This is a genomic window from Candidatus Amarolinea aalborgensis, from assembly GCF_900491745.1.
In the GTDB taxonomy this organism is placed as follows: domain Bacteria; phylum Chloroflexota; class Anaerolineae; order SSC4; family Amarolineaceae; genus Amarolinea; species Amarolinea aalborgensis.
Genome location: NZ_UETR01000003.1, coordinates 151,123 through 170,271, shown reverse-complemented (window position 1 = coordinate 170,271; position 19,149 = coordinate 151,123). Strand labels below are relative to the sequence as shown.

Genomic DNA, 19,149 nt, shown 5'->3' with positions numbered 1-19,149 from the left:
TATCAAGTGTAATTATTACACAAATGAGGATGGATGTCAAACTTTGGTCGCCCGCGCGTACAAATGCAACCGCTTCGATCGCCGCTGAGATGCACGAGGGGCGAGGACAGGGCAGCCGCCGCCCACGGAACGCCGTGCGCTGCGCCAGCCTTGCCGCGCACGCGTGAACATGCCATGCAAATTTGGCGCTCATACAGCTTTGTGCTACAATTTTGCTTGTCAGTCCAGATGCCCCAGTAGCTCAGTGGATTAGAGCGTCTCCCTGCGGAGGAGAAGGCCAGGCGTTCGAGTCGCCTCTGGGGTACCACTCCGCTTGTTGCAGCAAAGAGCCGATCACACACATGATCGGCTCTTTTTTGTGCCCACTCATGCGTGGCTTGCCCCGTTTTTCATGGGCGGGTGAGTTGCGCCGAACTCCATTTGGGGCTACAATCAGGCTGTTGCCCCGCGCCTATCCCCAAAACCATGCCTACGACTACGGCTGATTCACATCATCGCCCAGAAAGGATGGGAATAGTCACATGACCAAGCAAACTATTCTCGCCGTTGACGACGAAATTCGCATCCTGCAGCTGCTCCGCACCACCTTACAATTGGCCGGCTATCGCGTGCTGACTGCCAGCACCGGCACAGAAGGCCTGCAGATGGCGCAGCAACCTGATGTGGACATGGTGCTGCTGGACCTCGGTTTGCCCGGGTTGAATGGCTTCGATGTTCTGGCGCGCCTGCGGCAGGTGAGCGACGTGCCGCTGATCATTGTCACCGCCTGGGAAGAAGAAGACAATAAGGTGCGCGGCCTAGAAATGGGCGCTGATGACTACCTCACCAAGCCGTTTGGCCGCCGCGAACTGCTCGCCCGTATTCAGGCTGTCCTGCGCCGCTATCACGCGGCGCCGCGGCCGGCTGACGCTGGCGTCTTTGAAAGCGGGCAGTTACGCGTTGAGTTGGGCCTGCGCAGAGTGATGGTGGCGGGCAACGAGGTACACTTGACTCCCACGGAATATGGATTGCTGGTCGAATTCATCAGTCACCCGGGCCGTGTGCTGCTGCACAGCTACCTTTTGAGCACCGTCTGGGGACCCGAGTATCGCGACGATGTAACCATCCTGCGCGCCAGTATCTACCGTCTGCGCCAGAAAATTGAAGCTGACCCCGCCCATCCCCAAATCATCCGCAGCGAGCCAGGCGTTGGGTACCTGCTGATTCAACTCTCCAATGACCCGCAGTGAACACGCATAGTGGGCGATGGGAAGATCCTCTCAAAGCCGGCCTATTGAGCGAGCCGAAATATCCAAGTGGACTCTCCGGCGAACAGGGGGAACCTTTCTTTCGCCTCATCCGTCTGGCAGACAGCCAATGCGGACACTCAGCCGCGGGCCACAAATACGCATATTGAACCATGCAAGAGACACCTGAAGGAGAAGATCATGTTGACACTGAAACGAGCGTTCATCATCCACAAACCGGAGCGGCGCTTGGCGGCTGCTCTCATGGCGGCGCTGCTCATCCTCACGACCGCGCTGCCGGCGCCAGCCTGGCAAGGATCTGCAGGTGATGAAGGCAACAAGAGCATCGAGTTGACGGTGTACAATGAAAACCTGGCGTTAGTCAAGGAAACTCGACCCATTACCCTCACCCTGGGCCTGAATCAGATTCGCTACGCCGATGTGCCGGCGATGATTGACCCAACCAGTGTGCGCTTTGCCTCGCGCACCTCGCCAGCCGGCACCCGTGTGCTGGAACAAAACTACGAGTATGACCTGGTCGGCGCAGATAAACTGCTGGAAAAGTACCTTGACCAGGCGATTGAAATCGTCACCAAAGACGGCGCAAGCCACAAAGGCAAACTGCTGAATGGCAACGGCGATGTCATCCTGATGGCGGATGACGGCCAGGTCACGGTTCTGCGCCGCGACGAGATTCGCACCTTTACCTTCCCGGCCCTGCCCGACGGCCTTATCACGCGCCCCACCCTCGTGTGGACCGTTGACACCGACAAGGCTGGTTCCCACACAACGGATGTCACATATCTGACAGGCGGCCTCAGTTGGCAAGCCAATTATGTCCTTCTGTTGGCAGAAAATGAAAAGGCCCTCGATCTCAATGGTTGGATCACGCTAGACAACCACAGCGGCGCGGCCTACAAGGACGCCAAGCTCAAGCTGGTGGCCGGCAATATCGCACGCGCCGCAACCGATAACAGCGAAAAGCTGATGCTGGCGCGCACGGTGGATGCAGCACAGGCGCCGCCAGCACCGCAAGTCAGCGAGCGCGGCTTCTTTGAATATCATCTGTATGAAGTAAACCGGCCCGTTACCGTGAGCAACAATCAAACCAAGCAGGTCGAATTCGTGACCGGCGCCAACATCACGACGACGAAGAGTTTCGTTTTCGATGGCTCTGCCCTGACATACGGCGGCTATGGGCCAGTCTTCGACCAAAGCTACGGCGCCGCCAACCAGGCAAAGGTCAAGACGATGTTGGAATTCACCACGGGCAAGGCGAACAACCTGGACGCGGCGCTGCCAGCCGGCGTGGTGCGTGTCTTCAAGCCTGATGTGGATGGTGTGCCGCTGCTGATTGGCGAAAATCAGATCGGTCACACGGCCAAAGGCGAGAAGGTTGAACTCTATGTCGGCGATGCGTTCGATATTGTGGGCGAACGCACCCAAACCGATTTCAAGCGCCTGGGCGACAAGACCGTCGAGGAAACCTTCAAGATCGTCCTGCGCAACCGCAAGGAGAGCGCCGTGGAAGTGCGCGTGGTCGAGCATCTATACCGCTGGAGCCAGTGGGAGATCGTGCAGGCCAGCGATAAGGGCTACACCAAGGCAGACGCGCAGACCATCGAGTGGCGCGTGCCAGTTGAGGCTAACGGTTCGGCGGAAATCACCTACACGGTGCGCTACAGCATGTAGCCGCTGCGACCTCTCACCGGAGGTCTGCGGATGGCTGAAGTCGCTTTTTGGAGTTTCGTCACTTTTTTGTTATACTTCGAGTGACACCAAGCGGTGTTTTCGTCACCACGGGTTGACGGGATCGGAGAGTAACCTCCGCGGCGTCGTTCGACCTCCAGTGCGTTGACGCCAACCGCCTTCAGAGGGAACCTCGTTGCCACACCCGCCGGTGGCCCTCGGTCTCTCCCTCGTCATTTCCGTAGAACCGAAGAGGCAGGCGCCCATCTTAGACCACTCAAAGATGGGCGCCTGTCTATTTCCCCCGGCTCTCATCCGCGCACATCCACCGCATTCAGTCACTTTTGGAAGACATGCTACGGTGAAGTTGCACCGTTGTGCTATAATTTTTCTGAATAAGATCATAAAAAGTATGGAAACCGCGGCCTGACCAGCCTCATTGACCAAAACGAACAGACTGGGATCATGGCAAGATCGAGGTGGCTGCATGGGACACTATACGGAACAGATTGCGCAAACCCCGCTGCTCGATGTTCAGAAAGAGCGCCTGTTAGCTCAGCACATGTTAGCCGGAAAAGCGGCTCGTCAAAACCTGCACAATCGTCAAGCCATCACAGAAGCAGAACGGTATGAGTTGGAAGCGCAACAACGGCAGGGCGAGCGCGCCCGCCAGGCGCTCATCTTGGCAAACCTGCGGCTGGTCTTTAGTGTGGCCCGACGCTATCAGAACCTGGGACTGCCCATGGAAGATTTGGTGCAGGAAGGGATGGCAGGCCTTCTGCAAGCCGTTGAAAAGTACGATTGGCGCAAGGGGAATAAGTTCAGCACGTACGCCGTCTGGTGGATTCGCCAGGCCGTCACGCGCGCACTGTCGAATCAGAGTCGCACCATTCGACTGCCATCCTATCGCGTGGAACAGTTGAGCAAAATCTATCAGACGCGCGATCGGCTTTCACAGCGCTTGGGGCGCGATCCATCTACGGAAGAGATAGCCGAAAGTCTGAGTTGGGAGTCTGAGCAAGTCAGCTACACCCTGCAGTTGGGCGATATGCATGCCGCGTCGCTCAATGCACCGATTGGCGGCGACGAAGACGACAAGGCAGAGCGCACCCTGATGAACCGCATCAGCGATGCCCATGCGCCTGAACCGGTGGACCACGCCTATCGCTCGCTGCTCTACGATGCGCTGAACGACGAGTTGACTCGACTGGACCGGCGCGAGGCGGAAATCCTGCGTATGCGCTTTGGCCTGGGAGGCGGGCAAGAACACACGTTGGCCGAGATCGGCAAACATGTGGGGCTGACGCGCGAACGCGTGCGCCAGATCCAAAAGGAGGCGCTGGCAAAGCTGCTGTCCGCGCCGGAGTTGGCAAGTCGCTACGAGCCAGGTTAACCTTCTTTCCCCATTGTCAAAAAAGCGCGCTCGGATTGAGTTCCAGGGCGCGCTTTTTAGTTCTTGGCTTCTCAGAAGCCGTGACCATGGCCTACGGTTGCCCCGTCGGTTGTCGCCGCCGAACGCGCTGCCATCTTGAGCTGCGCTCATCGCTCGGATTGGTGCAAGCAATTCAGGTTGACGTGACCAACGTTCGCTGGTAGAATGACGGGTAGACGTGATCACCATGCTGTCGGCGCCATCTCTCGCACGCCGCCGGTTCAAACGCGACGAGGAGGTCGTTCCATGCCAGATCGAGTAGCTCTCTACCTGCAAGACAAACATGACATCCGTGAGGGAATGGAGTACGCCCAGTACGCCGAAGACCGCGGCTTCGAAGCGGTTTGGCAGGCCGAATCCCGCCTGGTGCGTGACGCCATCGTGCCGATGGCAGCCTTCGCCGCCGTCACCAAGCGCATCAAAATCGGTTCCGGCGTCATCAACAATTGGACGCGTAACATCGGCCTGTTGGCGGCAACCTTCCTCACCCTGGACGATCTGGCGCCCGATCGCATCATCTGCGGCATCGGCGCCTGGTGGGACCCGCTGGCGCGCAATGTCGGCATCGAGCGCCGCAAGCCGCTGCTGGCCATGCGTGAGACCATCGAGGTGATGCGTCGCCTCCTGCGTATGGAAACGGTCACGTTCGACGGTGAATTCCACCATGTCACTGGTATTGAACTCGATGTCGTGCATGGTCGCCACGAAGCCCGTCACGTGCCGATGTATATTGGCGCGACCGGCATGGAAATGATGAAGTTGGCCGGTGAGATTGCCGATGGCGTGGTGCTCAACTATTGCGTACCGCCAGATTACAACGCCCCGGCGCTGGAAGCCCTGGCCGAGGGCGCGCGCCGCACAGGCCGCAGCCTCGACGACATTGATCGGCCGCAGTTGGTGGTCTGCTCGGTGCACGAAGACCGCGGCCAGGCCATCGAGGGCGCCAAAGAGCTCTTGACCCAATACCTGGCGCAGCAACCTCACATTGCCAAAGCCAGCGGCGTTTCGCCTGATGTCGTGGCCCAAATTCAGAGCATCCTCGGCTGGCCGGCCACGCACGAACAGGTGCGCGCGGCCATGAAATACGTGCCAGACGATTTGGTCTTGCGCATCAGCGCCACGGGAACGCCCGACGAGGCGCGCGCCAGGGTGCGCGAGTACGTCGCCAACGGCTGCACCTGCCCCATCTTGTATCCCATGGGTGATGTCAAGCTGATGATTGACACCTTTGCCGACGGCTATTCCTGAACAAGCTCCTGGTTAGAACAAACTCATGGCTTCTTCCACCTGGAACCACTACATAACGCCGACCTCATTGGCCGACGCGTTGGATCTGTTGGCTGACTATGGCAATGATGCGCGCATCATCGCCGGCGGTACGGACCTCCTGCTCGAATTGGCGCGCGGCGTTCGCCCGCAGAAGATTCTCATTGACATTACGCGCATCCCCGGCCTCGATGCCATCCGCCTGGACAACGACGGTTGGGTGCACCTGGGCCCGCTCGTCACTCACAATCAGGTGGTCGCATCACCCCTGGCGGTTGAACGCGCGTTCCCCCTGGCGCGTGCCTGTTGGGAAGTTGGCGCGCCGCAGATTCGCAACCGGGGCACCGTCGCCGGCAACGTGATCACCGCGTCGCCCGCGAATGACACCATCACACCGCTGTGGGCCTTGGACGCAACCTTGACGCTGCTGAGCCGGCGCGGAACGCGCACGCTCTCGTGCGCGCAGTTTTTCCAGGGTGTGCGCCGCACCGCGCTGGCGCCCGACGAACTCCTGGTTGACATTGCTTTCCGTGGACTGGATGACCACGCCAGCGGCGCGTTCCTCAAGCTCGGTTTGCGACGCGCGCAGGCGATTTCCGTGGTCAACGTGGCGATCGTGCTGCATCGCCAGGGTGAGCACGTGCAGCACGCGGCCATCGCCCTGGGCGCGGTAGCGCCAACCATCGTGCGCGCCACAGACGCCGAGCAAGCACTCGTCGGCTCGATCCTGGATGAGACGACGATTGAGCAGGCGGCCATGTTGGCCGCGGCCGCCAGCCGCCCAATTGATGATGTGCGCGCCAGCGCCGACTACCGCCGTGACATGGTTGCGGTGCTGACCCGCCGCGCCCTGACGCAGATTCGCGATGGACGCACGCGCGAGGGATGGGAGCCGAACCCCATTACGCTGGGCGCGTGCGCCTGGCACCACCCATCAGCCGATGAATCAGGCGCCTCCATTCCCCGTGAAGCCGACGCGATTCAATTCACGCTCAACGGCCAACCAGCAACGGTTCATCATGCCAATGGCAAAACGCTGCTCGATCTCCTGCGCGCCACGCCCGAAGCTGGCGGCGCCCACCTGACCGGGACGAAAGAAGGCTGCGCAGAAGGAGAATGTGGGGCTTGCACCGTCTTGCTGAACGGCGCGGCGGTGATGAGCTGCCTTGTGCCTGCGCCGGCGCTTGAGGGCTGCAGCGTCGTCACCATCGAAGGCTTGACAGCAGATGTGGACAATAGCGTCATGTCCCCCGCTGTCAATGCCCTGCAACGGGCCTTCGTCATGGCCGGCGCCACGCAGTGCGGCTATTGCACGCCCGGTCTTTTGATGTCGGCCACCCGCTTGTTGGCCGAGAATCCATCCCCCAACCGCCACGCCATTGAGCAAGCCCTTGCTGGCAACCTCTGTCGCTGCACTGGCTATGCGAAAATCATCGAGGCCGTTGTCAGAGCCAGCCATCCGGCGTTGCCACAAGCGACCGCCACACCGAAGTAACGCCGTCGCGGCGGAAGGAGTCTCTATGCGTGCTGTTGGCAGCAGTCATCCTCGCGCCGACGCCTGGTCAAAGGTGACGGGCGCCGCGCACTATCCAGGCGACATAGACCTGCCAGATCAACTGTGGATGAAAATCCTCTTTGCCGGGCGGCCGCATGCTCGTATCCGCGCGCTGCACACGACCGCCGCTGAATCTGCGCCCGGCGTGGTGGCCGTGTTTACGGCTCGTGATGTGCCGCACAACAGCTACGGCTTGATTATCGCTGACCAACCGGTGCTTTGTGGACCGCTGGATGACGTGAATACGCAGGCAGGCAGCGACATCGTGCGCTTCGTTGGCGACCAGGTTGCCCTGGTGGTGGCCGAAACGGCCGCGCAGGCAGCGGCCGCGCTTTCCTTGATCCAGGTGGATTATGAGGACTTGCCAGTGGTCACCGACCCGCTCCAAGCCATGCTGACGAGCAGCCCTCGCGTCCACCCGGAACGCCCCAGCAACGTGGTGCACAGCTACCGCATCCGCCGCGGCGACGTCGAGGCAGCACTGGCGGCGGCCGATGTCGTGATCGAACAGACCTACACTACCCATGCGCAAGAGCATGCTTACTTGCAGCCAGAAGCGGGTCTTGCCGCCGTGGACGACAACGGCGTGGTCACGGTGTATGTGGCCGGGCAATGGGTGCATGAAGACCGCAAGGAGATCGCGCACGCACTGGGCCTGCCGCTCGATCAAATTCGAGTGATCTATCCAGCCATCGGCGGCGCGTTTGGCGGGCGTGAGGACATGTCCGTACAGATTGTCCTGGCGTTAGCCGCATGGCGCTTGAGTCAGCGCGGCATCCGCCGACCGGTCAAGATCGTCTGGAGTCGCGAAGAGTCTATCATTGGTCACCACAAGCGTCATCCCATGGTCATCAAGGCACGCTGGGGCGCAAACCGTGACGGACGCCTGCTGGCCGCCAGCGTTGATGTGACCAGCGACTGCGGCGCTTACACGTACACGAGCACCAAAGTGCTCGGCAACGTCACGCTGATGTGTCTGGGGCCGTACGACATCCCCAACGTCGCCGTGGATGCGCGCACGGTCTACACCAACAACGTGCCGTCCGGCGCGTTCCGTGGGTTTGGCGGTCCGCAGGGGCATTTTGCCGCCGAAATGCAAATGAATTACCTGGCCGAAGCCCTGGGTCTCGATCCGGTAGAGTTTCGAGCGCGCAACGTACTACACGAAGGCTCCATCCTGGCGACCCGCAGTCGAATCCCCGCGGGTTGCACCGCGCCGGAGGTATTGGCGCGCTGCGCCAGCGAAGCCGGTTGGGTGCGCATGGCGAACGGCTGGCAGCCCGACCCAGCCTTCAGCCGGGCCGCGGCGCCTGCGCATCGCTTCCAGACGGCGTTGGATGCGGCCGGCGAGAACCTGCGCCGCGGGACGGGCTTGGCGCTTTCATTCAAAAATGTCGGGTTCAGCCTGGGTTTTGTGGATGAGTCCTTTGCTACCATCGAACTGCACGGAGAATCGCAGATTGAACGGGTGGTTGTGCATCACGCCGGGGCCGATGTCGGCCAGGGCGCGCACAACCTGATGCGCCAAATGGCCGCGGAGGCCATCGGCGTCCCGCTGGCGCAGGTTGAATTGATCGCTTCCGACACCGCGCTGACCGATAACAGCGGCAGCGCCTCAGCCAGCCGCATGACCTTCATGGCCGGCAATGCCATCGTCGCCGCGGCGCGCCAGGCGCTGGCGCAATGGCAAGCTGAGGAGGATCGGCCGGTCGTCGTTCGCCAGCGATACCTGCCGCGTGCCACCACAGCTTACGACAAGGAGACCGGCGAATCGGACCCCAATATCACCTTCGGCTATTGCGCGCAGGCAGCCGCAGTCGAAGTAGATGTGGACACCGGTCGCATTCACCTCCGCCGCCTCGTTTCCGTCAATGACGTGGGCAAAGCCATCAACCCGCAGCAGGTCACAGGACAAATCGAGGGCGCGGTGGCGCAGGCGCAGGGCTGGACGCTCCTGGAAGATTTCAAGCAGAAGGACGGCCAGGTGCTCACAAGTCGCCTGAGCACTTACCTGATCCCCACCATCGCCGACGTGGCGGATGAGGTGGAGCCGGTGATCCTGGAAATTCCTGACCCGCAAGGCCCGTTTGGCGCACGCGGCATGGCCGAGATGCCCTTCATCCCCACGGCGCCTGCGATTGTCGCCGCCGTGCATGCGGCAACCGGCGTCTGGATGAACGACCTGCCGCTCACGCCCGAACGGGTGTGGCGGGCGCTGCGTGGCGCGAGGCGGCATGAGTAAAGGGCTTGCCGCCTCAGATCAGAGGGTAGTGCTCATCAAGGGCGCAGGCGATCTCGGTTCTGGTGTGGCATACCGGCTGCGCCGCTGTGGCTTTGCCGTGGCAATGACCGAGCTCGCGCAGCCGTTTTGTGTGCGGCGCGCCGTCTGCTTTGCCGAAGCGGTTTACGCCGGAGAAACCATCATCGAAGGGATGAGGGCGCAGCGGGTGGATACACTGGCCGAGACCCTGGCGACGCTGGCGGCCGGCGCCATCCCAATACTGGTGACGCCGCCGGCCGATCTGCTGCATGCGCTGAAGCCGGCTGTGGTGGTGGATGCCATCATGGCGAAGCAGAACACCGGAACACACTCGACCGATGCGCCGCTGGTGATTGCACTGGGGCCCGGGTTTACCGCGGGCCAGGACTGTCACGCCATCGTGGAGACGCACCGCGGGCACACCCTGGGCCGCGTTCTTTGGGAGGGTCAGGCGCTGCCAGATACCGGTACGCCCGGCCCCATCGAAGGATATACAGCCACCCGAGTGCTGCGCGCACCGATAGATGGTTATGTCGTTCCACTGCATGCCATCGGCGAGCGCATCAAGAGCGGAGAGATTATTGCGCGCGTCGGTCCACAGCCAGCGAGCGAAGAAGGAGTCCCGGTGCGTGCGCTCTTTCCTGGTGTGCTGCGGGGCCTTGTGCATCCATCCCGCGCAGTGGAGGCCGGTCGCAAAGTTGGCGACCTTGACCCACGTGGGGATGTCAGTCATTGCTTCACCATCTCAGAGAAATCGCTGGCCGTGGCGGGCGGTGTCCTGGAAGCCATCTTGAGTCATGGTGCGCCATGAACCTGAGCCAAGCGCTGCGGCTGGTTCGCGGTGATATTGTCAGCTTCACGGGCGGCGGCGGCAAGACCACGGCCATGTTCTGCCTGGCGCAAGAACTGGTCAGCGCTGGCTGGCAGGTCGTCACGACATCCACGACGCGCATCTTTTCTACCCAAACCCGCCTGGCGCCGTGCCACCTGCGCCTGGATCAACTGACCTACCTGCCGTTTGAATTGGCCGCGGCGCTGGCTGTGCACCGCCATGTCGTGGTGACAGGCCCCACCGATGACATCCAGGACAAAGCGCCCGGCGTACCGGCGGCAACGGTTGAGGCGATGAGCCGCATGCCGGGCGTGGATGCTGTGCTGGTCGAAGCGGACGGCGCGCGTATGCGGCCGCTGAAAGCGCCCGCTGAACATGAGCCGGTCGTTCCAGCCTGCACCACGATCTTGGCGCCTGTCGTTGGCCTGGACGTGTTAGGCCAACCTTTGACCGAAGCTCATGTCCATCGGCCCGCGCGAGTGGCGGCCTTGACGGGACTAGGGCCTGGCGAGCCAGTCACCCCAGAGATCATCGCGCGCCTGCTTGGTCAGGCGGACGGCGGGCTGAAAGGCCGACCACCGGGCGCGCGCGTCGCGCCCTTGCTCAACAAACTCGATCTGCTCGGCGCTGAGCAGATCGGCCAGGTGAGCACGCGGCTGGCGCAGCGGCTGCTGCAGCAAGAAGCTGGCATCAGCGAGGTGATTTTGGGCGCCGTCGCCACCCCTGTTCCCGCGGTGGAGGTCGTGGGGCGCGTTGCCGGCGTGATCCTGGCTGCGGGCGCGGCGCGGCGCTTTGGCGGGCTGAAGCAGCTGCTGCCCTGGCAGGGCGCAACCCTGCTCAACCACGTCATTCAGCAGGCCCTGGACGCCGCCAGCCTCAGCTCGATCGTCGTCGTCCTGGGCTGCGGGGAGGACATCATCCGGCCCACGCTGACGCCCTTTGGCGCGCGCATCCAGATCGTCAGCAACCCGCTGTGGGCAGAGGGCCAATCAGCTTCGGTGCATGCGGCCATCCGTGCGCTGCGCGAGCACAAGGCGCCTGTGGCCGCAGCCGTCTTCCTGCTGGCGGATCAGCCGGACGTGACGCCTGACGTGGTGGATGCCCTGGTCGCCCGGCATCGCGCCACCCTCGCTCCGCTGGTGGTTCCGACTTATCGCGGGCCGCGCGGCAATCCCGTGCTCTTCGACCAGCGCACTTTCCCCGATTTATTGGCCATCACGGGAGATGTCGGCGGGCGTCCCCTGTTGTCTACCTATGCCGATGCCCTGGCGCCCGTGGCTTTCGACCGGCCGCTGCCGCGTGATATTGACACAATCAACGATCTATTAGCTTACGCAAATAGTTGAACTCACTGGGGTAGTTATTTGACTATGCGAATCGCATTGCTTCTGGACGCCTACAAACCGATCATCAACGGAATCACCACGTTCGTCAGCCTGCACAAGCGTGCACTGGAGGACGCAGGCCACGAGCCGTGGATCGTCACCCTGGGGCACACGGATTACCAGGATGATGAGTTCAGAGTGGTGCGCTCGCAGGCCGTGCCGCTTTCCAATACCGGCTATCACATCAACTTCGGTTACAACCGCGAGATTCGCGAGCTGCTCAGCGGTATGGACATCCTGCACGTCCATCACCCGTTCTTGAGCGGCGCCATGGCGGCCACACTCGGCCCACGCTATGGCATCCCCGTGGTGTTCACGAGTCACACACGTTACGACCTGTATGCGCAGCAGTACCTCCCCATTGTGCCGGCCACGATGTCAGATTCATTCCTGGAGGCGTTCTTCCCGGCCTTTACGCAGCGCTGCAGCCTGGTGATCGCCCCGTCCGCCGGTATCAAAGAAGTCCTACGACGCTGGGGTGTGCGTGGACAGATCGAGGTGGTGCCGAACGGGATTGACGTGGCGCGGTTTCGCCAGCCCGCCTGGCGCACAGATCGTGCGAGCGTGGGACTGCCGGCGTCGGCATCGGTTGCTGCTTTTGTGGGCCGCATGTCCGGGGAAAAAAACGTACGCACCCTGCTGCGGGCCTTTGCTCCTGTGGCGCGAGAGTCAGCCGATGCGCGTTTGTTAATGATTGGCGGCGGCCCCGAGCTAGAAGATTTTCGTCAGGATGCGCAGGAGATGGACATTGGCGGTCAAGTCCTGTTTACCGGGCCGGTTCCATACGAGCACATGCCTGGTTACCTGGCGCTGGCAGATTTCTTTGTGACGGCCAGTGTGAGCGAGGTGCACCCGATGACGGTGCTGGAAGCCATGGCCGCAGGCCTGCCGGTGCTGGGCATTGATTCGCCGGGCATCAGCGACACCATCGTGAACGGCGTCAACGGTTTTGTGGTGGAACACGATTACGCCGCGCTGGCATTGAAGATGCTGCGCCTCTTCTCGGAGCCAACCCTGCGCGCCAACCTGGCTGCTCACGCGCGCGAGACCAGCATGCGCTATGACATTCGCGCCACCACGCAGCGCTATGTCGAGCTGTATGAGGACCAGATCCGCCAGCGTCGCCCTGCCCGGCGGCGCTGGTGGGCACGCGGGCCACGGACCTAGCTCAGAACGGACCGGCCGGTACGCCTACAAGCATAGCATTGCAGAATGTTCGATGTGGGTATCGGTGGTAATAGTCTTGGCATCAACTGCGCGAGAGAGTTCGCTAGAGCAACATCGAAAAGGCGTCCGAAATCAGCGAAACCCCTGGGTCATTCGGTGCCTTTGACATTTCACCAGTACACACTTAAAATCAAAATAGTTCGAGTCCTTCCGCAATAGACGCCTATTGTCCGCGGTGACCAGGCCGGCGCTTGGCAGAATCATTCTGTATACACACTGGTTGGGCGGCAACGAGTGTCACGGCTGGGAAAAAATACCTACAAACAAGGTTATTGTGCTATAATCGTTGTCAGCCAGAGTAGTCAATGCTGCATCGGTCATGAGGGGTGAGGAGCAGGGCATGCCGAGAGTGTCGGAGTTCTATGGCATCGCGGTGTACATGTACTATAAAGAACATGCGCCGCCGCATTTTCATGCGATTTATGCGCAGTACGATACGGAAATCGGCATTGATCCGATCCGACTCATCGAAGGAATCTTGCCAAGGCGAGTGCAGTCGATGGTCTTTGAATGGGCGGCCATGTACCAGACTGAATTGCGAGAGAATTGGGACTTGGCGCGTGCGGGTCTGCCGTTGCGCAAGATTCCGCCGCTAGAGTGAGGAGAGAACAAGCGATGGCTGTGCGAATTATCGAAGCCAAGGTCTGTGGTCCGCATTCGCTATACGTTGTCTTCAACGACGGCGTACACAAGCGGGTGAATGTGTGGTCACTACTTGACGGTCCCATCTTTGAGCCGTTGCAGGATCCTGCGTACTTTGCCCGCATGACGCTAGACCCAGTGGCGGGAACAGTGGTTTGGCCGAATGAAGCAGACTTTGCTCCCGAAGCATTGCATGAACTGGAGGCTGAGCGTACATCTGAGGAAACGGAACACGCTTTGGAAGCAGTTCTCGGATGACACAATAGAGCAATCTTTGTTGCGCGTCCATTGTTGACCACTTTTCGTGAAGCTGCATATGCATAAGCTGCCTGGTGTTTCAGGGAGAGAAGCAGTGCGAACGGTGGTAGACTCATACCAAGACCACACTGTCAGGATTCAAACTTGGCCGCATCAATCCAACCAGGTGACTGGCTTGAAGGACCTTTTTGGCAAGGGACCGTTCAAATACTCCATATCGCCCCTCATACGGGCTATGATGTGGTGTCCGTCTTTCAACCAGCGGGCGGACCCACCCGCCCCGTGGTGCTCACGCCGGTTGATTGGGCTAACGTTCGCCGTGTGTCTCAGGCCGATCATGGTCAACTGCCATTTACCGGCGACCCGCAGCGCTTTCGACTTGGGATTCAGGCGCTGAGACTGTGGTTGGCCCATTCGCTCGACCCCTACGCCGGCTTGAACGCCAGCCGGATTGATCCACTTCCCCACCAATTTGAAGCCGTCTACGAACACCTGCTGGCCTGCCCTGTGGTGCGCGCCCTGCTGGCGCATGATGCCGGCGCGGGCAAAACGATCATGGCTGGGCTGCTCATCAAGGAGCTCAAGCGGCGGCAGGGCATCGGCCGGGTGTTGATTGTCGCACCGGCCGCGCTGACATCCCAGTGGCGCCGCGAACTGCTGACCAAGTTCGGCGAGGATTTCACCGTCGTTTCCAGGGAATATCTCGACCAGGAACGCCTGGATAGCCTGGATGTCTGGCGTGAGACCGATTTTGCGCTGACGTCGGTTGCGTATGCGCGGCAGAAAAACATTCGCCGCGCGTTGGAAGCGACCGAATGGGACTTGGTGATCGTGGACGAAGCGCACAAGTTGGCCGCGTACCGGCGCCCAAACGGAAGCATCGTGCGCACACAGGCGTATGAGTTGGGCGAGGTGCTTTCACGCCGGGCCACGCACTTCCTGCTGATGACCGCCACGCCCCATAAAGGCGACCCAGAAAACTACCGCCTACTCATCCAATTGGTTGACCCGCAATGGGGCGACGCGCTGGCGCACGGGCCAGGTCCCAATCCGGTGGTCCTGCGGCGCACCAAAGAGGAGATGCGCACGGCGGATGGGGATAAACTGTACCCTGAACGGATTGTGGACACCATCCCGTTCAACCTGTCGGCCAGTGAGGGGGAACTACTCGAGCAGGTGCTCAAAGTAGTCAAGAAACGCTTCGAGAGGGCGAAAGCGCTCAACCGGCAAAACGCGGCCTTTGCCCTGATTATGCTCTCGCGGCGGCTGGCCTCCAGCCCGTATGCGCTGAAGAAATCATTGGAGAACATGCGCGCCGCGGCGATGCGCCGTCGCCGGACGACGGAAGCACAGGATGAAGAAAACATCGAGGACTGGGACGACCTGACAGAGTCCGAACGCTGGGCGCGGGAACGACGCGCGGAGGAAAGCGCCGCGGAACTGCTCGACGTGAAGCAGATTGACCATCTCATCGAACGTACGACGGCGCTGATTGACCGCGGCGACCAGCAGAAGATCCGGGAACTGGAAAACGCATGCCGTTTGTGGGTCAAAGAACGCGGCGAACAGTTGATTGTCTTCACCGAGTTCAAGGCTACGCTTGACCACCTGCTGGACTGCCTGCAAGCGTGGGAAATCTCCGCCACCTGCATCCACGGCGGCATGGATCTGAATGAGCGCCGACAGGCGGAGAAGGAATTCTGGGCGGGCAAGGCGCGCGTGTTGGTGGCGACCGAGGCGGCGGGCGAAGGGATTAACCTGCAATGCTGTCACGTCATGGTCAACTTCGACCTGCCGTGGAACCCCACCCGCCTGGAACAGCGCATGGGGCGCATCCACCGCTACGGGCAGAAGGCGCCGGTGGTCTATATTTTCAACCTGCTGGCCCGCAACTCGATGGAAGATGAAGTCAAGCAGGCGCTGCTCGATAAACTCAAGCAGATGCGTAAAGACCTGGGCGACAAGGTGTTCGATGTCGTCGGCGAAGTGCTGCTCAGCCAATCGCTGCGCGCCATTTTTGATCGGTTGGCGCTGGGCGAGGCGGACGCCATGGAGCAGGCGCGCCAGATGATTGATGGGGTGGAACCCCAGATCCGGCGCGCTACGGTCTGTTGCTGGATGCCGACCAGGACAAGCTCAAGGCCGCGTCCTATGCCCGCGGCAAGGTCTATTTTGGTGAGTTCGACGCGGTGGAAATGCGGGAAGTGGAGATCAGCCAACGTGCCGTGCTGCTGCGCGCCGCGCAGGTGCAAGCGCAGTTCCCGGCTATCAGCCCCGAAGAAGTGGCGATGGTATTTCACGGTCAACGTCAGACGGTCGAGATGGCTTTCGGAGATGCCCGCCGGTCGGCCGCGATTCAAGGCATGGTGTACAAAGGGGCTTTCTTTGAAGCCGTTTGTGCCGGCGTCAAAGCCGGGCTGTTTGGGTACACGCCATCGCCCAATGCGCCCGTCTTGCGCGGTCCAGACGCAGATATTGCTTCCCATGACATCCGCTTCTCTGGCTGGCTGATTGGCGAAGACGTCCCGATCCCCGTCACGGGTGATGAAATCACCCGCCTGATTCCGACCGATGGGCGCATTGCCGTGGAAACCCTATTTCAAAACGCCGTCAAACAATACGGCACTGAACGGGTCACTGAGCAAGCCTTGACCAGCGCCATCCAACGCTGCATCCGCGAACAGCGCTTTGGTTTTGCGCCGACAGCAGCCGCCTCCGTGGGCTTTGACCTGAAAGAATTCAGCCTGCAAGGTTTCCTCGGCCAACCCGCAGTCCTACCGCCCGGCACCCGCGTCATCCGCTTCCAGGGCGCCGTCACGCCCATCGAACTAGCCAGCGTCCTACAAACAGCGACTGCGTTGAGTAGGTTAGGCCAATCACAACTGCACCTGGCCTTGAAGCTGGAACTCACAGGGGAGATCAACAGCCACGCCGTGACTGTGTCACTCACTCAACTCAAACAGCGCGTGCAGGCCCTCAGAGTCGAAGATAGTGAACAATAGCTATGCGCCTGTGCTTATTGTTGCACCAGGCAGCGCCGGCGAAGACCACTCGATAGCCGCCAGCTGCTGCATAAGCTGGTTGGCCGGCGCCAGGCCATGGTTCACGTGCAAAGGCCGACGTTGGTGGTCCAACACCACCGTGGTGGGGACGGTGAGTACGCCGTAGTAGCGCGCCAGCGATTCAGCCGCCACGGCATCCAGCTGATGCACGGAGACGCGGCCTGACAAGCGCTGGGTGACCTGTCTCAACGCCGGCGCTTGCTGCAAACGGCAAATCCCGCAGGTGGTGGTGGTGAAATACAGGATCGCCGGCTGCGTTGGGGCAAGGCCAAGCGCGTCCAGCTCAGGCGGCGCATCCACCCGCTGCAGCCGCTGCACGCGCAGACTTAGCCACCAGCGGCTGGCTGCCCAGGCCGCGACGACGGTCAATCCAAAAAGGGTCAAAAGAATCAAACGCTCGGTCATGACGCTTCCCCGCTCCTGCTCTGATCGTCTCCAAAATGGTAATTGCTCAGGCATCCTGCGCCGACCGCAGCCGCCGAATGAATTCGGGCCGCAAGGGCGTTCCGCCGACAGGACTTCGGCGAGCATTCGGCGTGAGCGCTCAGTCGAACGCTCAGTCGAGCCGTCGGCCGTTGCCAATCGGCATCGCGTCTACGCAGGTAGACGCCCGGCGGTACGCCTATCAGGCGCGATTTTTGAACATTAACAATTTATTCAGACATAAGGCCGGTATAGCGAAGCAAGCCATCTGAGTTCTTGTTGAAACGACTCAGGAACTCAACAACCTGTGCTCGAAGCTCCTTGAGGTTAGCGGCATTCGGATTATTATGCAGGACATCTTGCTTGAGCCAACGCCATAGTTTTTCAATGGGGTTGAGCCAGGAGGCGTAGGTTGGCAAGAAGACAGGTGTGACACGATTGGCTTGCATGGCGGCAAGAACGTCAGGGAGTCTATGCGTAGGCCAGTTATCTTGGACGACATAGATTTTCTTGATGTTGGGATAGGCGGCGCCAATCTGGTCGTAGAATGACACCAGTGCGTTTTTCCCGATGATGTAGTCCTGTAAGTGCAGAACCTGGCCAGTCAGCCCATTGAGCACCGCAACCACGCGTGTTTGCGTGTTGGCACCAGCAGCACCGATCACGCGGGGCTGATCATCACCTTTGCGATGGTAGGCCGGTGCTTTGGTGGCCCGCCGATAGTATGTGAGCTCGTCGAGAAAGAGAATTACTGTCGTTTCAGGATGGTACGCAGCATCCTCAAAAGCACGCAAGATGGCACGCCATTTGACGTGGAACTCCGGATCCGGACTTTGGATGAAATGTAAGGCTTGCTTGCGACTGAAACCCAATCGTTTCAATAACTTGCAGATGCCAGGGTCACTGCAGTCTCCCAACCACGATATTGCCTTGCGCACATCCTGTAAACGCCACCGTGTACGGTTGATTCCATATTCACGCGGGGACCGATGCAGGACCAACTCAACCTGCGCCTCCGCTTTCTCCGGCGTCAGAGGGGGAAAAAAGGGGCTTGCGCCCCCGCCCGGATCGTATCTTCAATCCATTGATCCCTTCCTGCTGATAGCGCTTTACCCACTCCCCCACCGTCGTACGATGAACTCGGGTTCGTAGTTTCTGGGCCAATTCTTGCCCCTCCTCCCCGCCAGCAACCGCCAGAATCGCACGGGCCCGATCACGCAGATATGGTTTTGGTGGATTCTTTACCCAACGCTCGAGCTGTGCTCGTTGCTCATCGTCTAGCGTTAGATGATATCGACGACTCATCTCGGCCACCTCCTTACCTTTCGTGGCCGAGTCTACCATATGTCTGATTAAATTGTTAAGTTACAACAATCGCTGGCGACGGCGCGTCGCCTGAGCAGTTACCTGAAATCAAGCCGCCTGCCACCAGGGCAAATTGGCCTGCACACCGCGACGCGCCAGCTGATAGTACACGAAGCAGCCCAGGCAGAAACCGGCAAACAGATTCACCGCAGCCAACACCACAACGATGCCGGCGAGAATCCAACCCAGCAGCGCCGCGCCGCTGAGGAAAGCCAGGGTGCTGGCGATCAAGAAAAGGGCGCCTACGCCCTGGGCAAACAGGTGCGGCCGCGGGTCATCGGCGATGACCTGGGCGCGCAGCAGCCCGACCGGCTTGAGCACGTGCTGATAGAAACGCTTGAACAACCCCGCGCCTGGCGCCAGGGTGCCGACGGCCATCACCAGCGCCACGAACGCCACCAGCGCCCAGGCGTTGAGGACAAAGCCCAGGCTCAGCAGCGCGATGATGCTGGCCTGGTTGAAGCGCAGCGCAGTTTGATCAACCCGTTGATTTGACATGATTTCCTCCCTCATGATTCCTGCGAGCG

Annotated in this window: 17 protein-coding genes and 1 tRNA gene; 14 read left to right on the top strand and 4 right to left on the bottom strand. The window is 60.7% G+C overall.

Annotation, left to right across the window (positions count from 1 at the left end; genetic code table 11):
• Positions 1 to 230 precede the first annotated feature (230 nt).
• The 14 genes from ACPQ6D_RS05495 (at position 231) to ACPQ6D_RS05430 (ending at position 16,774) form a co-directional block, all read left to right on the top strand.
• Positions 231 to 307: transfer RNA gene (locus ACPQ6D_RS05495), tRNA-Arg, on the top strand.
• Positions 308 to 521: 214 nt separating this feature from the next.
• Positions 522 to 1,229, top strand: coding sequence for a response regulator transcription factor (locus ACPQ6D_RS05490; protein WP_423223296.1), 708 nt, complete (start codon positions 522 to 524; stop codon positions 1,227 to 1,229).
• 198 nt (positions 1,230 to 1,427) lie between these two features.
• Complete coding sequence (locus tag ACPQ6D_RS05485; RefSeq protein WP_423223295.1) at positions 1,428 to 2,918, top strand: DUF4139 domain-containing protein; 1,491 nt, start codon at positions 1,428 to 1,430, stop codon at positions 2,916 to 2,918.
• A 484-nt stretch (positions 2,919 to 3,402) separates the two neighbouring features.
• Positions 3,403 to 4,308, top strand: coding sequence for a sigma-70 family RNA polymerase sigma factor (locus ACPQ6D_RS05480; RefSeq protein WP_423223294.1), 906 nt, complete (start codon positions 3,403 to 3,405; stop codon positions 4,306 to 4,308).
• 285 nt (positions 4,309 to 4,593) lie between these two features.
• Complete coding sequence (locus ACPQ6D_RS05475) at positions 4,594 to 5,595, top strand: LLM class flavin-dependent oxidoreductase (protein ID WP_423223293.1); 1,002 nt, start codon at positions 4,594 to 4,596, stop codon at positions 5,593 to 5,595.
• Positions 5,596 to 5,620: 25 nt separating this feature from the next.
• Positions 5,621 to 7,108, top strand: a complete 1,488-nt coding sequence (locus ACPQ6D_RS05470) for an FAD binding domain-containing protein (protein ID WP_423223292.1) — start codon at positions 5,621 to 5,623, stop codon at positions 7,106 to 7,108.
• 25 nt (positions 7,109 to 7,133) lie between these two features.
• Entirely contained in the window at positions 7,134 to 9,410 is a 2,277-nt protein-coding gene (locus tag ACPQ6D_RS05465; RefSeq protein WP_423223291.1) for a xanthine dehydrogenase family protein molybdopterin-binding subunit, read from the top strand.
• Positions 9,403 to 10,239, top strand: coding sequence for a selenium-dependent molybdenum cofactor biosynthesis protein YqeB (gene yqeB, locus ACPQ6D_RS05460; protein WP_423223290.1), 837 nt, complete (start codon positions 9,403 to 9,405; stop codon positions 10,237 to 10,239). Before ACPQ6D_RS05465 ends, yqeB begins: the two co-directional genes overlap by 8 nt.
• Complete coding sequence (yqeC, locus tag ACPQ6D_RS05455; RefSeq protein WP_423223289.1) at positions 10,236 to 11,606, top strand: selenium cofactor biosynthesis protein YqeC; 1,371 nt, start codon at positions 10,236 to 10,238, stop codon at positions 11,604 to 11,606. The genes yqeB and yqeC overlap by 4 nt, the downstream gene beginning before the upstream one ends.
• A gap of 24 nt (positions 11,607 to 11,630) precedes the next feature.
• Positions 11,631 to 12,812 (top strand): glycosyltransferase, encoded by a 1,182-nt coding sequence (locus ACPQ6D_RS05450; RefSeq protein ID WP_423223288.1) that lies wholly within the window; start codon positions 11,631 to 11,633, stop codon positions 12,810 to 12,812.
• 400 nt (positions 12,813 to 13,212) lie between these two features.
• Positions 13,213 to 13,473, top strand: coding sequence for a DUF4160 domain-containing protein (locus ACPQ6D_RS05445; RefSeq protein ID WP_423223287.1), 261 nt, complete (start codon positions 13,213 to 13,215; stop codon positions 13,471 to 13,473).
• 14 nt (positions 13,474 to 13,487) lie between these two features.
• Positions 13,488 to 13,772: a DUF2442 domain-containing protein gene (locus ACPQ6D_RS05440; RefSeq protein WP_423223286.1), complete on the top strand. Its 285-nt coding sequence runs from the start codon at positions 13,488 to 13,490 to the stop codon at positions 13,770 to 13,772.
• 321 nt (positions 13,773 to 14,093) lie between these two features.
• The gene (locus ACPQ6D_RS05435; protein ID WP_423223285.1) at positions 14,094 to 16,283 is read left to right on the top strand and encodes a DEAD/DEAH box helicase; all 2,190 of its coding nucleotides are present in this window, start codon (positions 14,094 to 14,096) and stop codon (positions 16,281 to 16,283) included.
• Complete coding sequence (locus ACPQ6D_RS05430) at positions 16,226 to 16,774, top strand: hypothetical protein (RefSeq protein WP_423223284.1); 549 nt, start codon at positions 16,226 to 16,228, stop codon at positions 16,772 to 16,774. Before ACPQ6D_RS05435 ends, ACPQ6D_RS05430 begins: the two co-directional genes overlap by 58 nt.
• On the opposite strand, the gene ACPQ6D_RS05425 is transcribed toward ACPQ6D_RS05430, so the two are convergent.
• The 4 genes from ACPQ6D_RS05425 to ACPQ6D_RS05410 form a co-directional block, all read right to left on the bottom strand.
• On the bottom strand, positions 16,775 to 17,239 hold the full coding sequence (locus ACPQ6D_RS05425; RefSeq protein WP_423223283.1) for a thioredoxin family protein: 465 nt from the start codon (positions 17,237 to 17,239) through the stop codon (positions 16,775 to 16,777).
• A 248-nt stretch (positions 17,240 to 17,487) separates the two neighbouring features.
• Positions 17,488 to 18,291: an IS630 family transposase gene (locus ACPQ6D_RS05420; protein ID WP_423223501.1), complete on the bottom strand. Its 804-nt coding sequence runs from the start codon at positions 18,289 to 18,291 to the stop codon at positions 17,488 to 17,490.
• Positions 18,260 to 18,562 (bottom strand): helix-turn-helix domain-containing protein, encoded by a 303-nt coding sequence (locus ACPQ6D_RS05415; protein WP_423223282.1) that lies wholly within the window; start codon positions 18,560 to 18,562, stop codon positions 18,260 to 18,262. The genes ACPQ6D_RS05420 and ACPQ6D_RS05415 overlap by 32 nt, the downstream gene beginning before the upstream one ends.
• Positions 18,563 to 18,670: 108 nt before the next feature.
• On the bottom strand, positions 18,671 to 19,120 hold the full coding sequence (locus tag ACPQ6D_RS05410; RefSeq protein ID WP_423223281.1) for a DUF4395 domain-containing protein: 450 nt from the start codon (positions 19,118 to 19,120) through the stop codon (positions 18,671 to 18,673).
• Between the last annotated feature and the right edge of the window lie 29 nt (positions 19,121 to 19,149).